General features: G+C 40.1%; 18 protein-coding genes. 9 read left to right on the top strand and 9 right to left on the bottom strand.

Annotated elements, in window-relative coordinates; genetic code table 11:
* The 4 genes from LBH98_06965 to LBH98_06950 all read right to left on the bottom strand — a co-directional run.
* On the bottom strand, nucleotides 1-515 hold a 515-nt coding region (locus tag LBH98_06965; protein MDR0304489.1), incomplete at its 3' end, for a formylglycine-generating enzyme family protein.
* A 165-nt stretch (nucleotides 516-680) separates the two neighbouring features.
* Nucleotides 681-1,847, bottom strand: coding sequence for a phosphoglycerate dehydrogenase (locus LBH98_06960; GenBank protein ID MDR0304488.1), 1,167 nt, complete (start codon nucleotides 1,845-1,847; stop codon nucleotides 681-683).
* A gap of 10 nt (nucleotides 1,848-1,857) precedes the next feature.
* Nucleotides 1,858-2,949 (bottom strand): 3-phosphoserine/phosphohydroxythreonine transaminase, encoded by a 1,092-nt coding sequence (gene serC, locus LBH98_06955; protein ID MDR0304487.1) that lies wholly within the window; start codon nucleotides 2,947-2,949, stop codon nucleotides 1,858-1,860.
* 21 nt (nucleotides 2,950-2,970) lie between these two features.
* Nucleotides 2,971-3,603, bottom strand: coding sequence for a redox-sensing transcriptional repressor Rex (locus tag LBH98_06950; protein MDR0304486.1), 633 nt, complete (start codon nucleotides 3,601-3,603; stop codon nucleotides 2,971-2,973).
* A 242-nt stretch (nucleotides 3,604-3,845) separates the two neighbouring features.
* Here LBH98_06950 and LBH98_06945 point away from each other — a divergent pair, with 242 nt between their 5' ends.
* From LBH98_06945 to LBH98_06930, 4 genes are read left to right on the top strand one after another with little or no spacing between them, the layout of a single operon-like run.
* Nucleotides 3,846-5,633: a hypothetical protein gene (locus LBH98_06945; GenBank protein ID MDR0304485.1), complete on the top strand. Its 1,788-nt coding sequence runs from the start codon at nucleotides 3,846-3,848 to the stop codon at nucleotides 5,631-5,633.
* 17 nt (nucleotides 5,634-5,650) lie between these two features.
* Nucleotides 5,651-6,922 (top strand): serine--tRNA ligase, encoded by a 1,272-nt coding sequence (gene serS, locus LBH98_06940; protein ID MDR0304484.1) that lies wholly within the window; start codon nucleotides 5,651-5,653, stop codon nucleotides 6,920-6,922.
* Nucleotides 6,909-8,327, top strand: a complete 1,419-nt coding sequence (locus LBH98_06935) for a hypothetical protein (protein MDR0304483.1) — start codon at nucleotides 6,909-6,911, stop codon at nucleotides 8,325-8,327. The genes serS and LBH98_06935 overlap by 14 nt, the downstream gene beginning before the upstream one ends.
* Complete coding sequence (locus LBH98_06930; GenBank protein MDR0304482.1) at nucleotides 8,317-9,480, top strand: TraB/GumN family protein; 1,164 nt, start codon at nucleotides 8,317-8,319, stop codon at nucleotides 9,478-9,480. Before LBH98_06935 ends, LBH98_06930 begins: the two co-directional genes overlap by 11 nt.
* On the opposite strand, the gene LBH98_06925 is transcribed toward LBH98_06930, so the two are convergent.
* Complete coding sequence (locus tag LBH98_06925; GenBank protein MDR0304481.1) at nucleotides 9,477-10,238, bottom strand: inositol monophosphatase; 762 nt, start codon at nucleotides 10,236-10,238, stop codon at nucleotides 9,477-9,479. The two genes, LBH98_06930 and LBH98_06925, sit on opposite strands and share 4 nt — an antisense overlap.
* A gap of 407 nt (nucleotides 10,239-10,645) precedes the next feature.
* Between LBH98_06925 and clpB the strand changes: the two genes are divergently transcribed.
* The 4 genes from clpB to mazG all read left to right on the top strand — a co-directional run bounded on the left by clpB (nucleotide 10,646) and on the right by mazG (nucleotide 16,062).
* Entirely contained in the window at nucleotides 10,646-13,225 is a 2,580-nt protein-coding gene (clpB, locus tag LBH98_06920) for an ATP-dependent chaperone ClpB (protein MDR0304480.1), read from the top strand.
* 130 nt (nucleotides 13,226-13,355) lie between these two features.
* Nucleotides 13,356-14,651 carry a phosphoribosylamine--glycine ligase gene (purD, locus tag LBH98_06915; protein MDR0304479.1) on the top strand — a complete coding sequence of 432 codons (1,296 nt, stop codon included), beginning with the start codon at nucleotides 13,356-13,358 and terminating at the stop codon, nucleotides 14,649-14,651.
* A gap of 3 nt (nucleotides 14,652-14,654) precedes the next feature.
* A complete protein-coding gene (locus tag LBH98_06910; protein ID MDR0304478.1) occupies nucleotides 14,655-15,266 on the top strand; it encodes a threonylcarbamoyl-AMP synthase in 612 nt (203 codons plus the stop codon).
* On the top strand, nucleotides 15,259-16,062 hold the full coding sequence (gene mazG, locus LBH98_06905) for a nucleoside triphosphate pyrophosphohydrolase (GenBank protein ID MDR0304477.1): 804 nt from the start codon (nucleotides 15,259-15,261) through the stop codon (nucleotides 16,060-16,062). The genes LBH98_06910 and mazG overlap by 8 nt, the downstream gene beginning before the upstream one ends.
* On the opposite strand, the gene proC is transcribed toward mazG, so the two are convergent.
* Genes proC through LBH98_06885 form a run of 4 tightly spaced genes read right to left on the bottom strand, consistent with a single transcriptional unit; the run spans nucleotide 16,045 to nucleotide 19,460 of the window.
* The gene (gene proC / locus LBH98_06900; GenBank protein MDR0304476.1) at nucleotides 16,045-16,842 is read right to left on the bottom strand and encodes a pyrroline-5-carboxylate reductase; all 798 of its coding nucleotides are present in this window, start codon (nucleotides 16,840-16,842) and stop codon (nucleotides 16,045-16,047) included. The two genes, mazG and proC, sit on opposite strands and share 18 nt — an antisense overlap.
* A gap of 12 nt (nucleotides 16,843-16,854) precedes the next feature.
* The gene (gene trpA, locus LBH98_06895) at nucleotides 16,855-17,634 is read right to left on the bottom strand and encodes a tryptophan synthase subunit alpha (protein MDR0304475.1); all 780 of its coding nucleotides are present in this window, start codon (nucleotides 17,632-17,634) and stop codon (nucleotides 16,855-16,857) included.
* Nucleotides 17,631-18,836 carry a tryptophan synthase subunit beta gene (trpB, locus tag LBH98_06890; protein MDR0304474.1) on the bottom strand — a complete coding sequence of 402 codons (1,206 nt, stop codon included), beginning with the start codon at nucleotides 18,834-18,836 and terminating at the stop codon, nucleotides 17,631-17,633. The genes trpA and trpB overlap by 4 nt, the downstream gene beginning before the upstream one ends.
* 30 nt (nucleotides 18,837-18,866) lie before the next feature.
* A complete protein-coding gene (locus tag LBH98_06885; GenBank protein ID MDR0304473.1) occupies nucleotides 18,867-19,460 on the bottom strand; it encodes a phosphoribosylanthranilate isomerase in 594 nt (197 codons plus the stop codon).
* A 1,136-nt stretch (nucleotides 19,461-20,596) separates the two neighbouring features.
* Here LBH98_06885 and LBH98_06880 point away from each other — a divergent pair.
* Nucleotides 20,597-21,118, top strand: a complete 522-nt coding sequence (locus LBH98_06880; GenBank protein ID MDR0304472.1) for a hypothetical protein — start codon at nucleotides 20,597-20,599, stop codon at nucleotides 21,116-21,118.
* Nucleotides 21,119-21,206 lie beyond the last annotated feature (88 nt).

Here is a 21,206-nt window from a genome sequence, read left to right as displayed (position 1 = left end):
CTCTTATTACCGCCGCGTGCGGCAAACTCCCATTCCGCTTCTGTGGGTAAGCGTCCGCCTACCGCCTTACAAAATGCGTCTGCGTCGTTCCAAGTTACTTGTTCTACAGGTTTGTTATCCCCGCTAAAATATGACGGATTATTTCCCGTTACCGATCGATATTGCGCTTGTGTTACCGGATACTTGCTTATCCAGTAATCTTGCGTGAGCGTTACCTGATGTTGTGTTTCGTCGTCATAACGCCCGCTTTCGCTTGTCGGACTGCCCATCATAAACGTCCCCGCTTTTACTAAAACGCATTCTATTCCCGCTATAATTTTGGTATTACCGTCATCGTTTTGAGGATTCGCGCCCCGGTCAGTTTGATCGGAACAATTTACTAAAAATCCAAGAAATAGTGTGACTACGGTAAGCCCAAAAGCTCTAATTGAATCTTGGATAGGTTTGTAAAAATTCCTTTGGTTATTTTGGTTTTTGAATAATAAGTCGTTTTTTTTATCTAAATATTTTGACATAAATCCCCCTTTTCATTATTCGGAATATAATTTATTGTTTGGAGATTGTAGCGGAAAATAATTAATTGAATAATTTTTTATCAGTGAAAAGATTATTCGTAATAATATAATAACGATGCATTGTCGTGTTGGTTTGACCGACCAAAATCGGTCAAACCTCAATTATTAAATCACACGCACGGAAATCACTCCGTCTATAGCGGAAATTTTAGCCACGACATCGTCTGTTACTTTTGAGTCCGTATCAATGATATTGTACGCTATTTCGTCCAAATGCTTATTAACCATCTCTGAAATATTTATTCCGGCACAGGCAAGCAGAGACGAAATTTGTCCGACCATATTAGGAATATTTTTATTCGCGATAGTAATTCGCGTTTTCGCCGGATTTCTATCGACGCAGACATCGGGGAAATTTACGGAATTTTTTATATTGCCGTTTTCTAAATAATCCTTTATTTCCAAAGCCGCCATAATCGCGCAATTATCTTCGGATTCCTCCGTTGAAGCGCCTATGTGCGGAAGCGCTATAACGTTCTTGTAAGTTATAACTTCTTCATCGGGAAAATCCGTTACGTAATACGCTATTTTTCCGCTTTCCAGCGCCGCTTTCATATCCTTATTTACGACCAAACCGCCTCTTGCAAGATTAATTATTCGTACGCCGTCTTTACAAAGCGACAACTTTTCCTGATTGAACATCCCTTTTGTAGCGTCAATATACGGAACATGAATTGAGATATAATCCGATTCGCGAATCAGCGCTTCCAGCGCGTTCGCTCTTTTCACTTTCGGAGAAAGTCCCCAAGCCGCCTCGATGGAAATATACGGGTCGCAACCGACAACGTTCATTCCGAGTTCGGCGGCGGCGTTAGCGACTAAAACGCCGATTGCGCCTAATCCGATTACCCCCATCGTTTTGCCTTTAATTTCGCATCCGCCGAATTCCGCTTTTCCTTTTTCGACCGAATTAGGAACTTCGTCCCCTTGTCCTTTGAGCGTCTGAACCCAATTTACTCCGCCGATAATGTCCCTTGAAGAAATAAGCAGCGCCGCAATCGCCAATTCCTTAACTCCGTTTGCGTTTGCTCCAGGAGTATTGAAAACGACAATTCCGTTTTGCGTACATTTTTCAATCGGAATATTATTTACTCCCGCACCCGCCCGCGCAACCGCTTTTAACGATTTGGGCAGTTCCATGTCGTGCATTTTGAAACTGCGTAAAATTATTCCGTCGGGATTTGACACTTCGCTTGCGATTTCGTAATTATCGCGTCCTAATTTATCCAATCCCACCGCCGCAATTTTATTAAGTGTCTGAATTTTATACATCTGTTCCTCCTTAACCGTTTGCTTTTTCAAATTTTTCCAAGAAATTTACAAGCGTCTTAACGCCATCCAAATCTATCGCGTTATAAATCGAAGCGCGTAATCCGCCGACGCTTCTGTGTCCTTTTAGGTTAATCAATCCTGCCGCAGTCGCTTCTTTTACACATTTGCTATCCAATTCTTCGTTGCCCGTGACAAACGGAACGTTCATAAGCGAACGGTCTTGTTTGCGAACCGTTGCATTGAACATTTTTGAATTGTCCAAAAATCCGTAAAGCAGCGCCGCCTTTTCTTCATTGCGCTTTTTCATTTCTTCCAATCCGCCTAAATTCAACAAATGCTCGAAAACCAATCCGGCGATATAGATGGAATAAGTCGGCGGCGTATTGTACATTGAGTTGTTTTCCGCGCAAATATCGTAACGAAGCATAGTCGGTGTAATTGTTTTTGCGTTTTCTTTACTGAATTCCAGCAAATCTTTGCGTATAATCATAACGACAAGTCCGGCAGGACCGATGTTTTTTTGCGCACCGCCATAAATCAGTCCGTATTTTGCCACATCGACCGGTTCACTCAAAATGCTCGACGACATATCCGTAACTAACGGAACGCTCGCTTCGGGAAGTTTATTCCATTTCGTTCCGTAAATCGTGTTGTTAGTTGTGAAATAAAAATACGCCGCGTTCGGATTAAACTTGCTTTTATCAAGTTCTGGAATGTGGTTGTACGTTTGTTCTTTCGAACTTGCAACTATATTTACTTTGCAATATTTTTGCGCTTCTTTGAGCGCTTTGTTCGCCCAAGTTCCCGTATCGACGTAATCGGCGCAGTCTTTGTCTCCCAAAAGATTGAGCGGAACCGCCGCAAATTGCGTCGATGCGCCGCCTTGCATAAACAAAACATCGTAATTTTCCGGAATACCCATAAGTTTGCGCAGATCGTTTTTCGCCTTTTCAAGAATCCCTTCAAACGCTTTAGAACGATGGCTCATTTCCATAACCGAAGTCCCAGTATTCCCATAATCCGTCATTTCTTTTGCGGCTCTTTCAAGCACTGCAAGCGGCAAAGCAGACGGTCCCGCCGAAAAATTTAACACTCTTGCCATTGTAAACTCCTTTCAAAAAGTTTATATATTATCGTTTAAACCAATCATAGCCGAAAGAATAGTTGTTTCTAAAACCAAATCTATATTGCGAATGTGAATTTTTTCACTCGCTAAAATTGTCGGAGTAAAATTCAAAATAGCTTTAACTCCTCCCGCTTCCAAACGCTCAAAACACACTTTCGCCGATTCGGGCGACGAAGTCAAAAACGCAATTTCTATATTTTTGTTTTGTATGACTTCGGTAATTTCCCGCGACGCAAAAAGCGGAATTTTGGTTTTTATTATGTCTATTCTGTTTATGTCAGAATCAAATCCGGCGGCAATCTCGACGCCAGCGGAAAAAAATCTTTCGTGTTCCAAAATCGCGCTTCCGATTTTCCCAAGCCCGACAATAGCCGCTTTCCGTTTAGTCAAACATAATTTTTCGGCGATAAGCGTTCGCAAGCCTTTAATCGGATATCCTTTTCCAAGCCGTCCGACATCACTCAAAAAATTTATGTCTTTGCGAATCGTATGCGGCGGTATCCCTATAATTTCTCCGATTCTACCGGAAGAAATATGAGAAATCATTTCGCCGTTATCGCCAATAATTTCAAGTTGTTCAAGCAAATTGTAAATCATCGACAGTCGTTCAATTGACGCATTCGGTATCATCAAAACCATCCAATAGTGAAAATTTTCACAAAATTACCGACAATATTAACGGTATGCAGTAATAATTTTCACAGAAAGTAATATTTGCTAAAATAAAAGTGAGAAAATTTTTTGTAAATACTGAAAATATTTTCGTTATTTTATTTTCCGTTGACTTTGTACCATATATTATTTTAATACCGGAATCTGTTTAAAAAAATAATATGAAAATCGTAGTGTTTTCATTTAAAAATTCGGGAGGTATGATGATCGTCGCGCATAATTTTCATATTCCGGTTATGGGTATCGGATATACGATAGATACTCCGGTAAAAGTTGCGCACTATGGAATATCATCGGTTGTTTCGCTTGTAGATGATTTGCTTGTTGAAAAAATGCGTGAATTTTATTGTAAACAATTTAAACTTCCTTTCTCGGCTATTGAGAAAGATGATATAGACTACCGTGCAAAAAGGATAACCGCATATCTTGACGTTTTGAACATTATAGTGCAAAATAAATTTGAGGAAATAAAAAATTCCACGTTTGAAAAAGGCGGCGAATTACACAAATATTTAGAAATGGCTTTTGAAAATTCCGAGATAAAACAAAAATTCTTAGAATTAAAAGACGCTGCAATACCGGAAAAAATAACCGAAATTCAGACATGGATTAAAGAGCATTTGTCTATCGGATCAATAGATGTAAACATTATGACGAAACTCGACAAAGCAAATTATAAAAAAGGCGAATTGCTGCCCGTTGAATTTAATGACGCTCACGCCGCTTTGCGCGGGTTTGCGCAAAGTTCGTTAAATTCTTCGATTGTGTTATCGGCTGGAATAAATCAGCATTTGTATTCATATATATCGGAATTTGACGATTTTTTTCCGAATATAAACGGAGAGATAAAAAAGAAAATAACTCTTAAAGTAAGCGACTACCGTTCTGCGTTAATTCAGGGGAAACTTCTTGCAAAAAAAGGGCTGTGGGTAAGCGAATTTCGTATTGAATCGGGTTTAAATTGCGGCGGTCACGCATTCCCGACGGACGGATTTTTGTTGGGACCGATCTTGGAAGAATTTCGTAAGAATAAAAATGAGCTTTCCGTTCAACTTAACGAGATTTTGAAAAAAGCGCTTATAAAACGCGGATTGCCCGAATTTAAAAACGATTTTCCAATAAAAATTACCGTTCAAGGCGGAGTCGGAACATCGCAGGAACATAAATTTTTGATAGATCGTTACGGAGCGGATTCTGTAGGCTGGGGGTCGCCTTTTTTACTTGTTCCTGAAACTACGAACGTCGATTGTGAAACTCTTGAACAACTTAAAAACGCGGAAGAACACGATTACTATTTGAGTGGAATTTCACCGATTGGAGTTCCGTTTAACAATTTGCGAAACAATAGTAAAGACAGAGAAAAGGAAAGATTCATTGCGGCTGGAACTCCGGGAAGTTTATGTCCAAAAGATCATTTGGCGCTTAACGGTGAATTCGGCGAAAAAACGCTCTGCACCGCTTCAAGAAAATATCAAACCCAAAAGATTCGAGAAATTATGGAGAGCGATTTGCCAATTACCGAGAAAAACGAAGCCGTTGAGGACGTTAAAGAAAAAGCGTGTATTTGTGTCGGACTTGGAACGGCGGTTCTGATAAACAATAATTTAGACACGAAAATAGAAGGAAGAGGAGTATCTATTTGCCCGGGTCCCGCGCTCGTCTCATTTGATAAAACATATTCACTCAAAGAAATGACAGATCATATTTACGGACGAATTGATTTGCTTGCAGGAGTAGAGAGGCTTCATTTTTTTGTTCGTGAACTGAAAATGTATGCGGATTTCTTGCTTACAAGTGTAAAAAAATTACAACTTTCTGATGAAAAACAAAAAAATTATTTATTGGAATTTCGTAAAAATATGCTTGATGGAATAGAATATTATTTATCGCTTTTTCCTAATATTTCCGATTTGCCGGAGAAAATTAAGAAAAAAAGTTTGGAAATTTGCGAGCAAATTAAAATAAATATCGAAAATTTGGCTTTGTAATTAAGGATAAGAGATAAATGCTTGATATAAAATTTATTTGTGAAAACATTCAAAAAGTAAAAGATATTTGTAAAATTAAAAAAGATAACGCAGATATTGACAAAATTGTTGAATTGGATGTCGAAAGAAAGAAAATCCTTGCTGAAGTCGAAGAACTTAAACATAAGCGTAACGACGCGTCGATTGAAATTGCGGCTAAAAAGAAAAAAAACGAAGACGCATCCCAAATTATTTCACAAATGCAAAATGTTTCTGCGAAAATTAAGGAACTTGACGATAAAGTTGACGCGGTTATAAAAGAACGCGATGAAATAATGGCGAAAGTCCCTAATATTTCGCATGAGAGCGTGCCGCACGGCGAAAGCGAAAAAGATAATGTTGTCTGTAAAGAATGGGGCGAAAAACCAGCGTTTAATTTTGAACCGAAAGATCATTTGACAATTGCCGAAAATCTAAAAATTTTTGATTTTGCGCGAGGAGCGAAAATTTCCGGATCTGGATTTCCTGTTTTGCGTGGAAACGGAGCGAAATTAAATCGAGCGCTTATCAATTTTTTTCTGGATACCCATCGTAAAAACGGTTATACTGAAGTTCAGCCGCCATATTTAGTGAACGCTAAAAGCGCTTTTGGGACGGGGCAGCTGCCTAAATCCAAAGAACAGATGTACTACGTCGGCGAAGATGATTTGTATGCCATTCCGACAGCCGAAGTGCCGATTACAAATTTATATCGAGACGAATATATTGACGAAAATAACCTGCCGGTAAAAATGTGCGCGTATTCGGCGTGTTTTCGTAGAGAAGCGGGGGCTTACGGCAAAGACACTAAGGGTTTTTTACGTGTTCACCAGTTTGACAAAGTAGAATTGGTAAAAATTTCCCATCCGGACAATTCATACGAAGAATTGGAAAGATTAAGAAGCGACGCCGAAATTATTTTGCAAAAATTAAAATTACCTTACAGAGTACTTACGCTTTGCGACGCGGATTTGTCGTTTGCCGCAGCGAAATGTTATGATCTTGAAGTTTGGGCGGGAGGTGAAAAGAAATGGCTTGAAGTTTCTTCAGTCAGTAATTTTGAAGCGTTTCAAGCGACCCGCATAAATATTCGTTTTCGTCGCGGCGGGTCAAAACCCGAATTTGTTCATACGTTAAACGGGTCCGGGGTCGCCACCGCAAGAATTTTGGTAGCGATACTTGAAAACTACCAAACAGAAAAAGGCGGCGTTATAGTTCCCGAAGTACTTAGACCTTATATGGATGGTTTGGTAGAAATTGCCAACTGCTGATAGTGAAAGAAAAACCGTAACAATAAAAATTCGCATTCCGAAGAAAAAGGATATATTAAGCGCCGTTTATGCGTTATTTGGACGAATCGCTCCTAATACTTCCCGAAACTTGTTGTTGTTTTTTGCGGCTTTGGGAATTGTTTGGTGGGCGGTATATACAAACTATATTATCGACCGTTTACAAAAATTCGCCAGCGCGACAACCGAGACTTACGCACAACTCATAAGCGAAGCGTTTTACGACAAAATAGGAAGTTCGGTAGAATATATAATTTTAGACCAGATAATTCAGGATTTTGATATGCCGGTGATTATTACCGACATGATGGGCAGACCGCGTGTTTGGAAAAATATTACTCAAAAAAAATCCTTTTTCAAAACTAAAATATCTCAAGAAGATTACCGTTACGAAACGATGAAATATTTAATAGAGGAAACGCAGCGACTTCAAAAAAAATATAATCCGAAACTTATTTACGGACGAGATAAAAAAACGAGTATGGGGTTTTTGTATTACGGCGACAGCAGTTTTATTGCAGGAATGTCTTTCTTACCGTATTTGGAAATATTTTTCATATTATCGTTCGTATCAATAGTATATTTGGTTCTACAAGCGTTTTTGGTTACCGAACAGGGTAATTTGTGGGTTGGGCTCGCGAAAGAAACCGCTCATCAGTTGGGAACTCCGTTGACTTCTTTGACTGGATGGATTGAATATTTACAGACGGAGTGCAAGAATTTTAACGATGAAAGCGACGACATTCTTTTCTGTGAATACGAAGATAAAAACATAAGTGAAGATGACTTTCCAAATAAAGTTTATCAAATAACGCGAGATATGTCTCGAGATGTGGTAAGAATAAAAAAAGTAGCCGACAGATTTTCATTTATCGGCTCAAAACCGCTTCTTGAAAACGCAAATCTCAAAAATATTCTTGACGAACATGTTGCGTATTTCTCAAAACGCCTTCCCAAGGAAGGGAAAAAAATAGAAATAGAATATGACTGTCGTGAAGATTTGCCTGTCGTTATAAACAGTGATTTAATATCGTGGGTTTTAGAAAATTTGTTTAAAAATTCGCTTGATGCGATAGACGTCCAATACGGTTTAATTTATTTACGGGCGGTTTATGTAAAGGTCGATAAAAAAATAAGAATTACGCATAGAGACAACGGGCGAGGCATTCCCAAAGAGCTGTACGGTAGTGTTTTCAGTCCGGGCTTTACAACAAAAAAACGCGGATGGGGGCTTGGTCTTGCGCTTGCAAAAAGAATTGTAGAAGAATATCACAACGGTAAAATATTTATTTCGTGGTCACAAGTCGGCAAAGGCTGTGAATTTGTAATAGAACTTCCGTCCGGTTTGGAAAACAGTGAAAATAAGGAGAAGAAAAATGATTCCTGAAACGGTGAAAATTATTAAAAACGATGGGAAAACTTATTACGTTTTGGGTACGGCGCATGTTTCCGCCAAAAGCGTAGAGGAAGTGAGCGAGATTATTGAGGAAGTGAATCCGGATTCGATTTGTATTGAATTGTGTCAAAAAAGATACGAAAATTTGAAAAATCGCGACACATGGAAAAATACGGATATTTTTACGATTATCAGGCAAAAAAAGGTATTGCTTTTGATGACGAACTTAATAATGTCGTCGTTTTATAGAAAACTTGGAAAAGAACTTGACATTGTGCCCGGTGCGGAAATGATGCGTGGTGCGGAAGAAGCCGAGAAACGCGGGAAAAATTTGGTTTTGGCGGATAGAAATATAGATATTACGCTGAAAAGAGTTTGGGGCGGACTTTCTTTCGTGCAAAAAATAAAATGCTTTTCAAGTTTATTTTCTATGTTGTTTTTCCAATCGGAAGAAATTGATAAAAATACGGTCGAGGAATTGAAGCAAGACGATAACATAGGCAATGCAATGAACGAGATGGCAAAAGAATTTCCTGGTATAAAAAATCGTCTTGTAGATGAACGTGATTTTTATCTCGCAGAAAAAATACGTACGGCTCAAGGACAAAATATTGTTGCAATTTTGGGAGCGGCGCATTGCAAAGGCGTCTCGGAATGCATAAAAAAACCGTTTGATTTGTCCGAGATAGAAAAAATTCCGCCGAAATCTATAATTCCGTCGCTTATCGGATGGGGACTCTGTATTGCGGTTGTCGCTCTTTTGGTTTACGGATTTGTCAAAGGCGGTGTTGAAACTGGTGTTAATTCCATTGTTTTATGGTCGATAATTACGGCAGGATTTTCGGCTTTGGGTTGCGCTTGCGCACTTGCCAATCCGCTGGCTATTTTGGCGGTTTTTGTCTGCGCTCCGATTTCTACAATAATTCCAATGATTGCTACGGGCTGGGTTGCCGGAATTGTCCAAGCGGTGATCAAAAAACCGACAGTCGAAGACATTGAAAATGTTCCGACCGATACCGAAACGCTTAAAGGTTTCTGGAAAAACTCTCTTACAAGAATTTTACTTGTAATTATTTTTACAAATATCGGGGCAAGTTTGGGAAAATTTGTTGCGGGCGTCATTATCGCAAAAAACATGTTTTAAGTAAAATTTTTCAAAACCGCTTTGTGAATATTTTTATTTGAGACGATAAAATCGTCCCCGTAAATTGTTTCCTTGCCGCTTAAATCGCTAAAAATTCCGCCCGCTTCTTTGACGATTAACGCAGAGGACGCTTTATCCCACGGTTTATCGATAAGCGAGACGCAAAAATCCAATTTTCCGGCTGCGACGCCGACATAAGAATACGCGTCCATAAATCCGTAAAAATAGCCGCATTTTTGAAGTATTTTAAATAATTTTTTACCATTTTCTTTTTTAGCGGCTTCAACTATTCCAAGCGCAGAAGCCGTAGAATCGGGTATTTTGGCGGTTTGCGAAACCGTCAACTTTTCACCGTTACAAAACGCTCCGCCGCCAAGCGTCGCCCAATACGTTTCGTTTAAGGCTGGAAAATGTGTAATTCCCGCCGACAAAATTCCGTTTACTTCGAGCGCTATCAAGACGCTGTAAGTCGGAATGCCGTGAACGTACGGAAATGTGCCGTCAAGCGGGTCGATAATCCAGCGGCGGTCCGATTCCCCAATAGTTTCTCCGTATTCTTCGCCTAAAAATCCGTCATTTGGAAATTTTGTCGAAATATATTCTCTTATTGTTTTTTCGGAATTTACGTCAACTTCGGTAACAAGCGATTTATCTTGTTTGATATTGACATTTTTCAATTTTTTCTGCATTTCAAGTTGGTATTTACCGACAATTTGCACTATTTCTTTAAGGGGTTCGATTTCTTTTTCGTAAAGCATTTATTTCTCCTTTTCCCGTTAAAATATTATTGTGCGCCGAAGTCCTTGACAAATTTGTTTGCAATATGTTAAAATTTCTTTGATTTATGTGGACTTGAGCCCGAGTCAAGAAAAATAAAAAACACGACGAATATCGAATTATTTTATTGGAATGCTTATTCTTCTCGTTCGGGTTATTTGGCGCGGCAGAGAAAAGTGGAGCGTCAAGAGATTGGGAATTATGGCAAAAAGAGTGAGTAACGGCAATTCATAAACAAAAAAATTGGCGAAGTGACGACAAAACGTAAATTTTCGTTTCAATTTGCAACGAATAAAATTGTAAATGTATAATTTCAGTTTCACTTTCGAATAATTATTCGGCTTGGCATATAATTTGAAGAATTATAAGAAATTCAAAGGAGGCTGTTATGAATCAGGAAAAATGGACTCAGAAAACACTGGATGCGATACAAAACGCTTACGCCTGCGCCGCAAGCAGCGGACATCAGGAAATTTCAAATTGGCACATAATAAAAGCGCTTTTCGGCGATGAAAGCACGGCGGTCGTTATCATTGCCGAAAAATTAGGAGTTTCGGCAGAAAACGTTATGAATTTTGCCGAAACCATACTCAAAAAAATTCCGGTCGTCAGCGGAAGCGGAGCAAATACCACGACTCTTTCACGCGAGGCGGTGATAACTTTGACAAAATCGGAAGAAATTGCAAAAAATATGCAGGACGAATTTTTGAGCGTAGAACACATTTTTATAGCGATTTTGCAAAATTCGCCGGAAATTAAAGACTTTTTTGCCAAAAACGGCGTCAATGTCGAAAATTTTAAAAGTGAATTAAAAGCGCTTCGCGGAAACAGCCGCGTCGTTTCACAAAATCCTGAACAAACTTACGGAGTTTTGGAAAAATATGCGGTCGATTTAACCCAAAAAGCGGCTAAAGGGCAACTTGATCCCGTGATTGGGCGTGACGATGAAATTCGGCGAATGATGAGAATTTTATCGCGAAAAACTAAAAACAATCCCGTTCTTGTGGGTGACCCCGGAGTAGGAAAAACCGCAATTGCAGAGGGTTTGGCGATAAGAATCGTGAGGGGCGACGTCCCCGAAGGTTTGAAAGAGCGTAAACTTTTGGCATTGGATATGGGCGCATTGATTGCCGGCGCAAAATTTCGCGGAGAATTTGAGGAGCGGTTAAAAGCGGTTCTTAAAGAAGTCAAGGAAAGCAGCGGCGCGATAATTTTGTTTATCGACGAATTACATACGGTTGTTGGAACCGGTGCGTCGGAAGGATCTATGGACGCGGGTAATTTACTTAAACCGATGCTTGCGCGGGGCGAACTGCATTGTATAGGTGCGACGACAAACGACGAATACCGAAAATACATTGAAAAAGACCCTGCGCTTGAGCGCAGATTTCAGAAAGTTTTTGTGAGCCAGCCAAGCGTCGAAGATACGATTTCAATTTTACGCGGGCTTCGAGAAAGATACGAAAGCCATCACGGAATTGCGATTCGCGATTCGGCTTTGGTAGCGGCGGCAACGCTTTCCGACAGATATATTTCCGATAGATTTTTACCGGATAAAGCTATTGATTTGTTTGACGAAGCGGCTGCGAAAGTCAGAACGGAAATTGATTCTTCCCCTGCGCAGGTCGATGAGGTAAACCGCTTAGAATTACAGTTACAAATCGAAATAGAGGGATTGAAAAAAGAAAAAGACGAGGCTTCAAAGCGTCGTCTGGAAGAGATTAAGAAAAAACTTGCGGAAGTACAAGAAAAAAAACGTGATTTAACCGCTCGTTGGGAACAGGAAAAACAACGAGTTGAAAAAGCGTCCAAACTTCGCAAAACGCTTGAAGAAAAGCGCGGCGAGTTGGATAAGGCTGAAAGAAATTACGATTTGAACACGGCCGCTCGTCTGCGTCACGGAGAAATTCCTGCATTGGAAGAGCGATTGCAGCAAGCGGAAATTGAAGCGGCAAGTCAAGAAAATAATCTTTTGCGCGAGGAAATTTCCGATGAAGATATTGCTCAAATTGTTTCGCAATGGACTGGGATTCCGGTAAATAAATTAATTCAAAGCGAGCGGCAGAAACTTTTGAATTTGCAAGAAGATTTGCATAAAAGAGTAGTAGGACAGGACGAAGCGGTAAATTCGGTTGCACAGGCGGTTTTACGTGCAAGGGCTGGGTTGAACGACCCGAACCGTCCGGTTGGAAGTTTTATGTTTTTGGGACCTACCGGTGTAGGAAAAACCGAACTTGCAAGGGCTTTGGCTCAAAATCTTTTTGACAGCGAAAAGGCGCTCGTACGTATTGATATGTCGGAATATATGGAAAAGCACAGCGTTTCTCGTCTTGTCGGGGCGCCTCCCGGATACGTAGGCTACGACGAAGGAGGACAGTTGACCGAAGCGGTTCGCCGCCGTCCGTATTCTGTGCTTCTGTTTGACGAAATAGAAAAGGCGCATCCCGACGTGTTTAATATTTTGCTGCAATTGTTGGACGATGGTCGACTGACCGACGGTAAAGGACGTGCAGTTGATTTTCGCAACACAATCGTAATAATGACTTCCAATTTGGGAAGCGATATTATTCAAGAAAATACCGGACGCGATTCTATTGAATTTTCTGGTGAAATCGAAAATCTGTTAAAGCGGTATTTTCGTCCGGAATTTTTGAATCGAATAGACGAAAAGGTTATTTTTTCGTATTTGGATAAGGAACAAATTGCAAAAATCGTCGATATTCAGTTGGATATATTCAGAAACCGCTTAAAAGGTTTGCAAATCGACTTGAAAATTACCGAAAAAGCGCTCATTCGAATTGCAGAAATCGGATATGAACCGCAATTCGGAGCACGACCGATTAAACGAGCGATTCAGCGTTTGGTAGAAACGCCCGCTTCGCGGCTTCTTATCGGCAACGAATTGACGTCCGGCAAAACGCTTGTTATCGATAACGATGGCTTGGACGTAGTTTTGATGGTGGAGTGAGCGGACGGAATTTTATTTACTTTTTGCGGTTATTTTTCATTAAGATCGCCTTAAAATTTTCTTAATATTAAAATTCTGCGTTAAACAAAATAGTATTTTCGTAAAAGTCAAGTAATTAATGGAAAACGATATGAAAAAAAATGTTTTAATTGTCGGCGGCGGCGGACGTGAGCATGCGATTTTTAAGGCGCTTAAACGCTCAAAAAGAGATATTGACATTTGGCTTTTTCCGGGGAATATCGCAATGGAATCGGAAGGCGGGAAAAAGCTCTCTCAAAAGATAAGCGATTGGGAGGAATTGGCTATTTGGGCTAAAGTAAATATGATTGATTTAACCGTCGTGGGTCCTGAAATTCCGCTTGTTGAAGGAATTGTCGATGTTTTTAGCGAAAAAGGACTTACGATTTTCGGTCCGTCAAAGTTTGCCGCACAGATTGAAGGAAGTAAGGAATTCTCCAAGAAACTGATGAAGAAATACGACATTCCAACCGCTGATTGGCAACGTTTTACCGACAAAAAATCCGCAGAAAAATATCTGCAAAAAACAGGCGTTCCGACTGTTATAAAAGTCAACGGACTTGCCGCTGGAAAAGGTGCGATTGTTTGCATGACGAAGCGGGAAGCGGATGACGCGCTTAGCGAAATTTTTGATAAAAAAGCGTTTGGCGAAGCGGGAAATGTCGTGATAATCGAAGAAATGATGTTTGGCGAGGAAGCGAGTATTTTCGTTTTGACGGACGGGACAAATTATAAAATTCTGCCCGCAGCGCAAGACCACAAGCGAATTTTTGACGGCGATAAAGGTGCGAATACGGGTGGAATGGGAGCTTACGCGCCTGCGCCTATAGCTGACAAAAAATTACTTGAAAAGGTTGAAAAAACTATAGTCATTCCCGTACTTGAAGCGATGAAAAAAGAGGGAGGACTTTATCGCGGATTGCTTTACGTAGGAATTATGGCAAACGAATCCGCAGTCCGCGTGGTAGAATTTAACTGTCGTTTCGGCGATCCTGAAACCGAGGCGGTTTTGCCGCTTGTGAATTGTGATTGGTTTGACGTTTTTTATGCAAGTGCGGCGGGCGACGTAAGTAAAATTGATTGGGAAATTTCGCAAAACTATTCGGCGACGGTTGTTTTGGCAAGCAAAGGATATCCGGCTTCATCGCAAAAAGGAACGGTTATTTACGGACTTGACGACGCGCAAAAAATTGATAACGTAGATATTTATCACGCTGGAACGGCGAAAAACGAAAACGGCGAAATTATCACAAACGGCGGGCGGGTTTTGGCGGTTACCGCATGGGACGAAACGCTGCAAAAAGCGGTTGACAGAGTGTATCTTGCCGTAGAAAAAATTCATTTTGACGGAATGCAGTTTCGTAGAGATATTGCTAAAAAAGGTTTGCAACGACTTGAGAACGGGTAAATTATGTTTCAGCGAATAAACGTTCATCCGCAAAATCCACAGGAGAGGCAGATTGCAAAAGCGGTAGAAATTATAAAAAAAACCGGCGGAATTTGTATTTACCCGACAGATACGGTTTACGGCGTCGGCTGTGCGGCGAGTAACATAAAAAAAATCAAGGAAATCGCTCAGATTTTGCATAAAGACGTAAACAGGCGGTTTTCATTTGTCTGCAACGGCTTATCGCAGGCGGAACAGTACGCAAAAATTGAAAATTCGTCGTTTAAAATAATGAAAAGGTATATTCCCGGTCCATACACTTTCGTTTTGCCGTCATCGCAGTTTGTGCAAAAAAAAATCTCTGAAAAACGAAAAACCATAGGAATTAGAATAACCGGTTTTTTGACGACGCGAATTTTAATCGAAATGCTTGGCGAGCCGCTTGCGAATATGTCGCTGAACACGGATGAAGAAAATCACGGCAACCCGGATTTGTATTTGACTCCCGAAGTGACAAGCGGCGTAGATGTGATTTTAGACGCCGGCGTTTTGGAAGGCGGCGACTCTACGGTCGTGGATTTGACGAATGGTACGCCTGTGGTTCTGCGGCGCGGAAAAGGGGAATTTTATGAGTGAAAATATCGACAAATTGGTAGAAATTGCAAAAATTTTGAGAAGTGAAAACGGCTGTCCGTGGGACAGAGAGCAAAATCATCGTTCGGTCTTGAACGATTTGCTTGAAGAATGTTATGAATTTTTTGATGCGGTAGATAAAAACGATGCACACGAGATGAAAGAAGAATTAGGCGACTTGCTTTGGCAGGTTATATTTCATTGTCAGATGGCGGATGAAGAAAAAAAGTTTGAAATCGACGACGTCGCAAAAGAAATCGGTGAAAAATTGATTCGCAGGCATCCGCATATTTTTGGAAATTCAGAGGTTAAAAATACAAAAGAGATTCTTGAATCCTGGGAAAAAATTAAGCAGAGTGAAAAAGGAAAAGAGAGTAGAAAATCGGTTTTGGACGGTATTCCAAAAACGCTTCCGTCGCTGTATCTCGCGGAAAAGATTCAGAAAAAAACCGCACGTTACGGTTTTGACTGGGATAGTGTCTTAGAACCGCTCAAAAAAATCGAAGAAGAAATAAAAGAATTTCGCGAAGCGGTAGAAAAAAACAACAGCGAAGAAAAATTATTAGAATTCGGCGATATTTTGTTCGCTTTGGTGAATGCCGCACGACATTTTGACATTTCGGCTGAAGACGCTTTGAGGGCGGCGACTGCCAAATTTTGTACAAGGTTCGATTACATTGAAAAACATTTCAATTACGACAGCGACAAACTTCGCGGCGCAGGGTTGCAAAAACTTGACGAATTGTGGGACGAGGCGAAAAAGAAAGAAAGTCACAAAATTTTACAAAGATTTACCTAATTCTTTCGATTTTTGCGCCGCAGAAATTACCGCCGACATGATAGCGGCGCGAACTCCCCCGCTTTCCAAAGCGAAATTTCCGGCAGCCGTAGTTCCGCCGGCTGACATGACTTTAGATTTAAGCGTGGACGGGTTTTCTTTCGTTTCCAAAACCATTTTTGCGCTTCCAAGCAAAGTTTTTGCGGCGCATAAAAGCGCTGTGTCGTATGAGAGTCCTGCGGCTACTCCGGCTTCGGCAAGCGCTTCGATTATCGTGTAAGCGAATGCGGGACCGCTTCCGGAAAGTCCGGTCACTGCATCCATTTGACTTTCGGGAATTTCAAAGGAAATCCCTATACAATTAAATATGTACTCGACCGTTTCTTTGTCGTAATAGTTGCAAAGACTGTTTAGCGCATACGGAGAACAGCCTTCTCCAATAAGCGCCGGCGTATTAGGCATAACTCTTACAGCCTTTGCTCCGGCAGGAAGCATCTTCTCTAGATTTTCAACGCTTATTCCCGCGGCTATAGAAACCCAAAGCGTATTTTTTCCGGCATATCCGAATCCTGAAAGCGCCTCTTTAATGTGCTGCGGTTTTACGGCTATTAAAATGACGGTCGGCTCGTTTTTCCCCTCAAACCAGTGAGCGGGATTTACCGTTTTGGCAAACTTGATTTTTTCTGCGCAGGCGGCAATCGTGTCCCACACCACAAATTCTACGTCGTTTTCGCGCGCTTTATGTAATCCGTTTACAATCACGCTTCCCATAACTCCGCATCCTAATACGCATATTTTCATAAAAACTCCCGATTATTTTTGGATATTTACCGCAGATTTTACAAGATCCGCCGCTTTTTGATTTTCGCCGCTATGCAGAGCGTTCACGATGAAACTTCCGATTATTACTCCGTCGCACACTTTGGCGAAATTTTTTACCTGATCGATATTTGAAACGCCAAATCCCGCCAAAACCGGAATCTCGCTTTCGCTTTTGAGATAGGCGAGGTGTTCGTAAATGTTTTCGGCATATTTTTTGCCTACGCCGGTAGTTCCGTTAACCGCGACGGCGTAAATAAATCCCTGTGCGTTTTTTACAAGCGTCTTTTGACGCTCTTTCGGCGTAGTAAGCGAAACCAAACGTACAAGCGAAATGTCAGCGTCCTGCAAAACCGGTTCGATGTAATCGTTGTGTTCAAACGGCATGTCGGGAATTATCAACCCTTTTACTGAAGTTTTTTGCAAATCTGCGATAAATTTTTCAATTCCGTAATTGTAAATCGGATTAAAATACGACATTATTACCAGCGGGACTTTCGCATCAATCGTTTGCAATTTCTTTACAATTTGAAATATGCTTGTTTGTTTTTTTAACGCTCTTATTCCCGCTTCCTGAATAATTGGTCCGTCCGCGACGGGATCTGAAAATGGAATGCCTATCTCAATAGCGCTTGCGGCGGCGTCCTGTAAAAGTTCTACGGTTTCCGAAAGACCGTCTAAGCCGTTTTTGTGATCGCCTGCCATGATATATGGAATAACGAGCGTATTGCCGTTTTTTGTTTTTGCCGTTAAATGTTTGGTGAGAGTTTTCATCTTTTTGTTTCTCCCGCCGCCTTTTGTTCTTTTTCAAATCGCTCTTTTACTTGAATAACGTCTTTATCTCCTCTACCAGACAGACATACGATTATCGCCTTGTTTTTTTCTAATTTTTTTGCCAATTTCACGGCAAAGTGTATCGCATGCGAACTTTCGAGCGCTGGAATTATACCCTCGTTTTTACACAAAATTTTGAAGCCTTCCAGCGCTTCGCTGTCGCTACAACTTACGTATTTCGCTCGTCCTATTTCGTTGTAATAGCAATGCTCAGGACCTATTCCCGGATAATCAAGCCCTGCGGAAATAGAAAACGCTTCCAAAATTTGTCCGTTTTCATCCTGTAAGACATTCATCAAACTTCCGTGTAATATTCCTTTTTTTCCTTTTGCCATACTTGCCGCGTGTTTGTCGGTATCAAGTCCAAGCCCCGACGCTTCGACGCCGAACATTTCCACTTCTTTGTCGTTTGCAAACGGATAAAAAAGTCCCATAGCGTTTGAGCCGCCTCCAACACACGCGACCAAGGCGTTGGGAAGTTTACCTTCTTTTTTCAGAAACTGCGCTTTCGCTTCTTTTCCTATGACGCTTTGGTAATCGCGGACAATCTGCGGAAAAGGGTGCGGTCCCAAAACGGAGCCCATTACGTAATGCGTATCTTCGACTTGTTCCACCCACGCTCGTAACGCCTCGTTTACAGCGTCTTTAAGTACTTTAGAGCCGCTTTTGACACAAACGACTTTCGCGCCTAAGAGTTCCATCCTAAAAACGTTAAGCGCCTGTCTGGCAACGTCCTCTTCACCCATATAGACGCTACATTCCAAACCCAGCAGAGCCGCCGCCGTAGCGGATGCGACGCCGTGCTGTCCCGCTCCGGTTTCTGCGATAATTTTATTTTTTCCCATTTTTTTTGCAAGCATAACTTGTCCGAGCGCGTTGTTTAACTTGTGCGAACCGGTATGATTCAAGTCTTCACGTTTGAGATATATCTTTGCTCCGCCCGCATATTCGGTCAGATTTTTTGCAAAATAAAGCGGATTTTCCCGCCCGACATATTCTTTAAGATATTCGTATAGTTCTTTTTGAAATTTTTCATCGGTCTGCGAGGCGCTGTAAACGTCTTCCAATTCCTGTAACGCAAACATAAGCGTTTCCGGTACGAACTGCCCGCCGAAATCTCCGTAAAAGCCTTTTTTATTCAATTTCTACTCCTTATGTAATTCTGTAAAATACTATTTGTTTTTCGCAATTTTGATGAATTTACGAATTTTTTCATTGTCTTTTCGCCCGCAGGTTTCCACGCCGCTGGAAACGTCAACAGCAAACGGAGAAAAATATTCTATAGCCGACTTTACGTTTTCGCAATCAAGTCCTCCGGCGATAAAAAACTTTCTCTCTTTTATTTTGTTCAAATCAATCGCTTTCCAATTAAATTTTTCGCCGCCGCCGGAGATTTTTGCATCGAACATCAGCATTGAATTTGCAAAATCTTCAATATTCTGTGAAAATTTATCGCTGATTATTTTTATGACTTTTATCGTTTCAAGCGGAATTTGAGCGGCATATTCCGAACTTTCGTTTCCATGTAATTGAACGATGTCAAGCGGAACGTCTTTAGCGATTTTAAGCAGATTTTCAAGCGGTTCGTCCACAAAAACGCCGACTTTTTTTATGTTTTGCGGAACAAATTTAGACAATTCTTTCGCCTTTTCAAGAGAAATTTCTCTTGTGCTTTTTGCAAAGACAAATCCTACAAAATCCGCACCAGAGCACATTGCCGCATCAAGAGCGCTTTTTGTCGTTATTCCGCAAATCTTTACAAACATATTGAACCCTTTTGTTTCTGCTTACAGTATCAATATACTTTATCGTAGATGTTATTGTCAATTAAAATCCTTATTTTACATGTTTGTTCGTGGAAATATTATTATATGGAAAGATGTTGAATATAGAAAGAATATCAAAATATAAACGGAGAATCCAAAATGAAAAGGCACACTCCTTCTTTTTTAATAAATTTCTGTGTTACAAGATTATAGCCGAACCCACTTTATTCAGAAATAATAGAAAAGGAGTGTGCCGAACTGACACACACTTTTCCATTTTCCCTATAAAGTTGAACATTGGCTATATTCATAACATAGAAAACGAGAAAATTGTATTCTTTCAAAGAACGGGAAGAATATAATTTTTATGCGTACGAAAATGTACAAAAAATCAAAAATTTAATAAAATTGAGTTATTTTTTTTCATTTCTGCGGGTTTTCAATTATTAACCTGTATTTTAAAGTTTTTTGAAATTATAAATTTTTTCTTTGTATTATAATAACAATAAATTATTTTAGTTATGCGAAAAATTGTGAATGGTGAGGATTTTACCATCGCTCTTCGTTAGTATTTTGATTTGAAACACTGGCAAACCGCCTTTGGGCTGTTCTGCTGTCCTGTGTTTCAAATCAAATTCAATAGGTATATTCACAATTTTTCGCAAAAAATATGAATTATAGGCAGAGCAGCCTTTTTATGTTTTCAACAGATAAGGTTGATTCTTTTCCTTAATTCATGACGTTTTAGATTCGGCTAAATATACGAGCGATACATATCAGCGTATGCCGATAACAAAATGTAGTAATATTTGTTTTGTTGTATTTTCAAAAAAACAAATATTATTTTACAGATACCAGAAATCGTGAATTGCGGGAATTTTATCCCTGCTTTTCAACCACATCTCTACATTAAAAGTAGAAGTTAGAACTCCTTATGGGCTGTTCTGTCTTTTTACTTCTACTATCTTTCGATGTGGAATAATTCATGATTTCTGGTAAAAATTTATGATTATGGGCAGAGCAGCCTTTTTCGGTTTTACTACAGAAAAGTCGCTTCTTTCCCTTAATTCATAATGGTTTTATTTCTGCAATTGGTGTTATGCTTTTTGTAAAATTTTTAATTTAAGGGGTTTTGTATGCAAAATAAAAACAGATTTCTGGAAATGACAGCGACAGTGGTGATTGTCGCACAAATGGTATCGGCGGCGACAGACATCACCGCCAAATTCACCGACCCGAACTTTAGGACGGAGGTGTATAAGGCGATTGGGAAAACGCCGGGAGTGCCGATACTCGACAGTTATGTAAGCGATATTAAATATCTTGATGTGAGTAATAAAAACATAACAAGTATTGCCGGAATAGAATGTTTTACAGAATTGTTGTCGTTTGATTGTTCATGGAACCAATTGACAAAAGTTGATATATCTAATAATACATCACTGACACATTTGGGGTTCGGTCACAATCAATTAGCCTCGCTTGATGTGTCGAAGAATACTGCGCTAATTGACTTGTGGTGCTACAGCAACGAATTAACGGCGCTTGATGTGTCAGAAAATCTTAAAATACAGCAATTGCTGTGTAACAATAATAATTTGACTGAACTCAATGTATCAAATAATATTAGACCTCTTGCGAAATCAATATTTTTTTAATTGATTATGGATTTTTCTTGTTTGTTTTTTAAATTATATTATTTTTCACTCTATGAAATACGAAAACATAAAAAATTACTCCGACGCT

The sequence above is a fragment of the Chitinispirillales bacterium genome (assembly GCA_031254455.1).
In the GTDB taxonomy this organism is placed as follows: Bacteria; Fibrobacterota; Chitinivibrionia; order Chitinivibrionales; family Chitinivibrionaceae; genus WRFX01.
The sequence above is the reverse complement of the archived record's forward strand: the minus strand, read 5'-3'. Positions and strand labels throughout refer to the sequence as shown.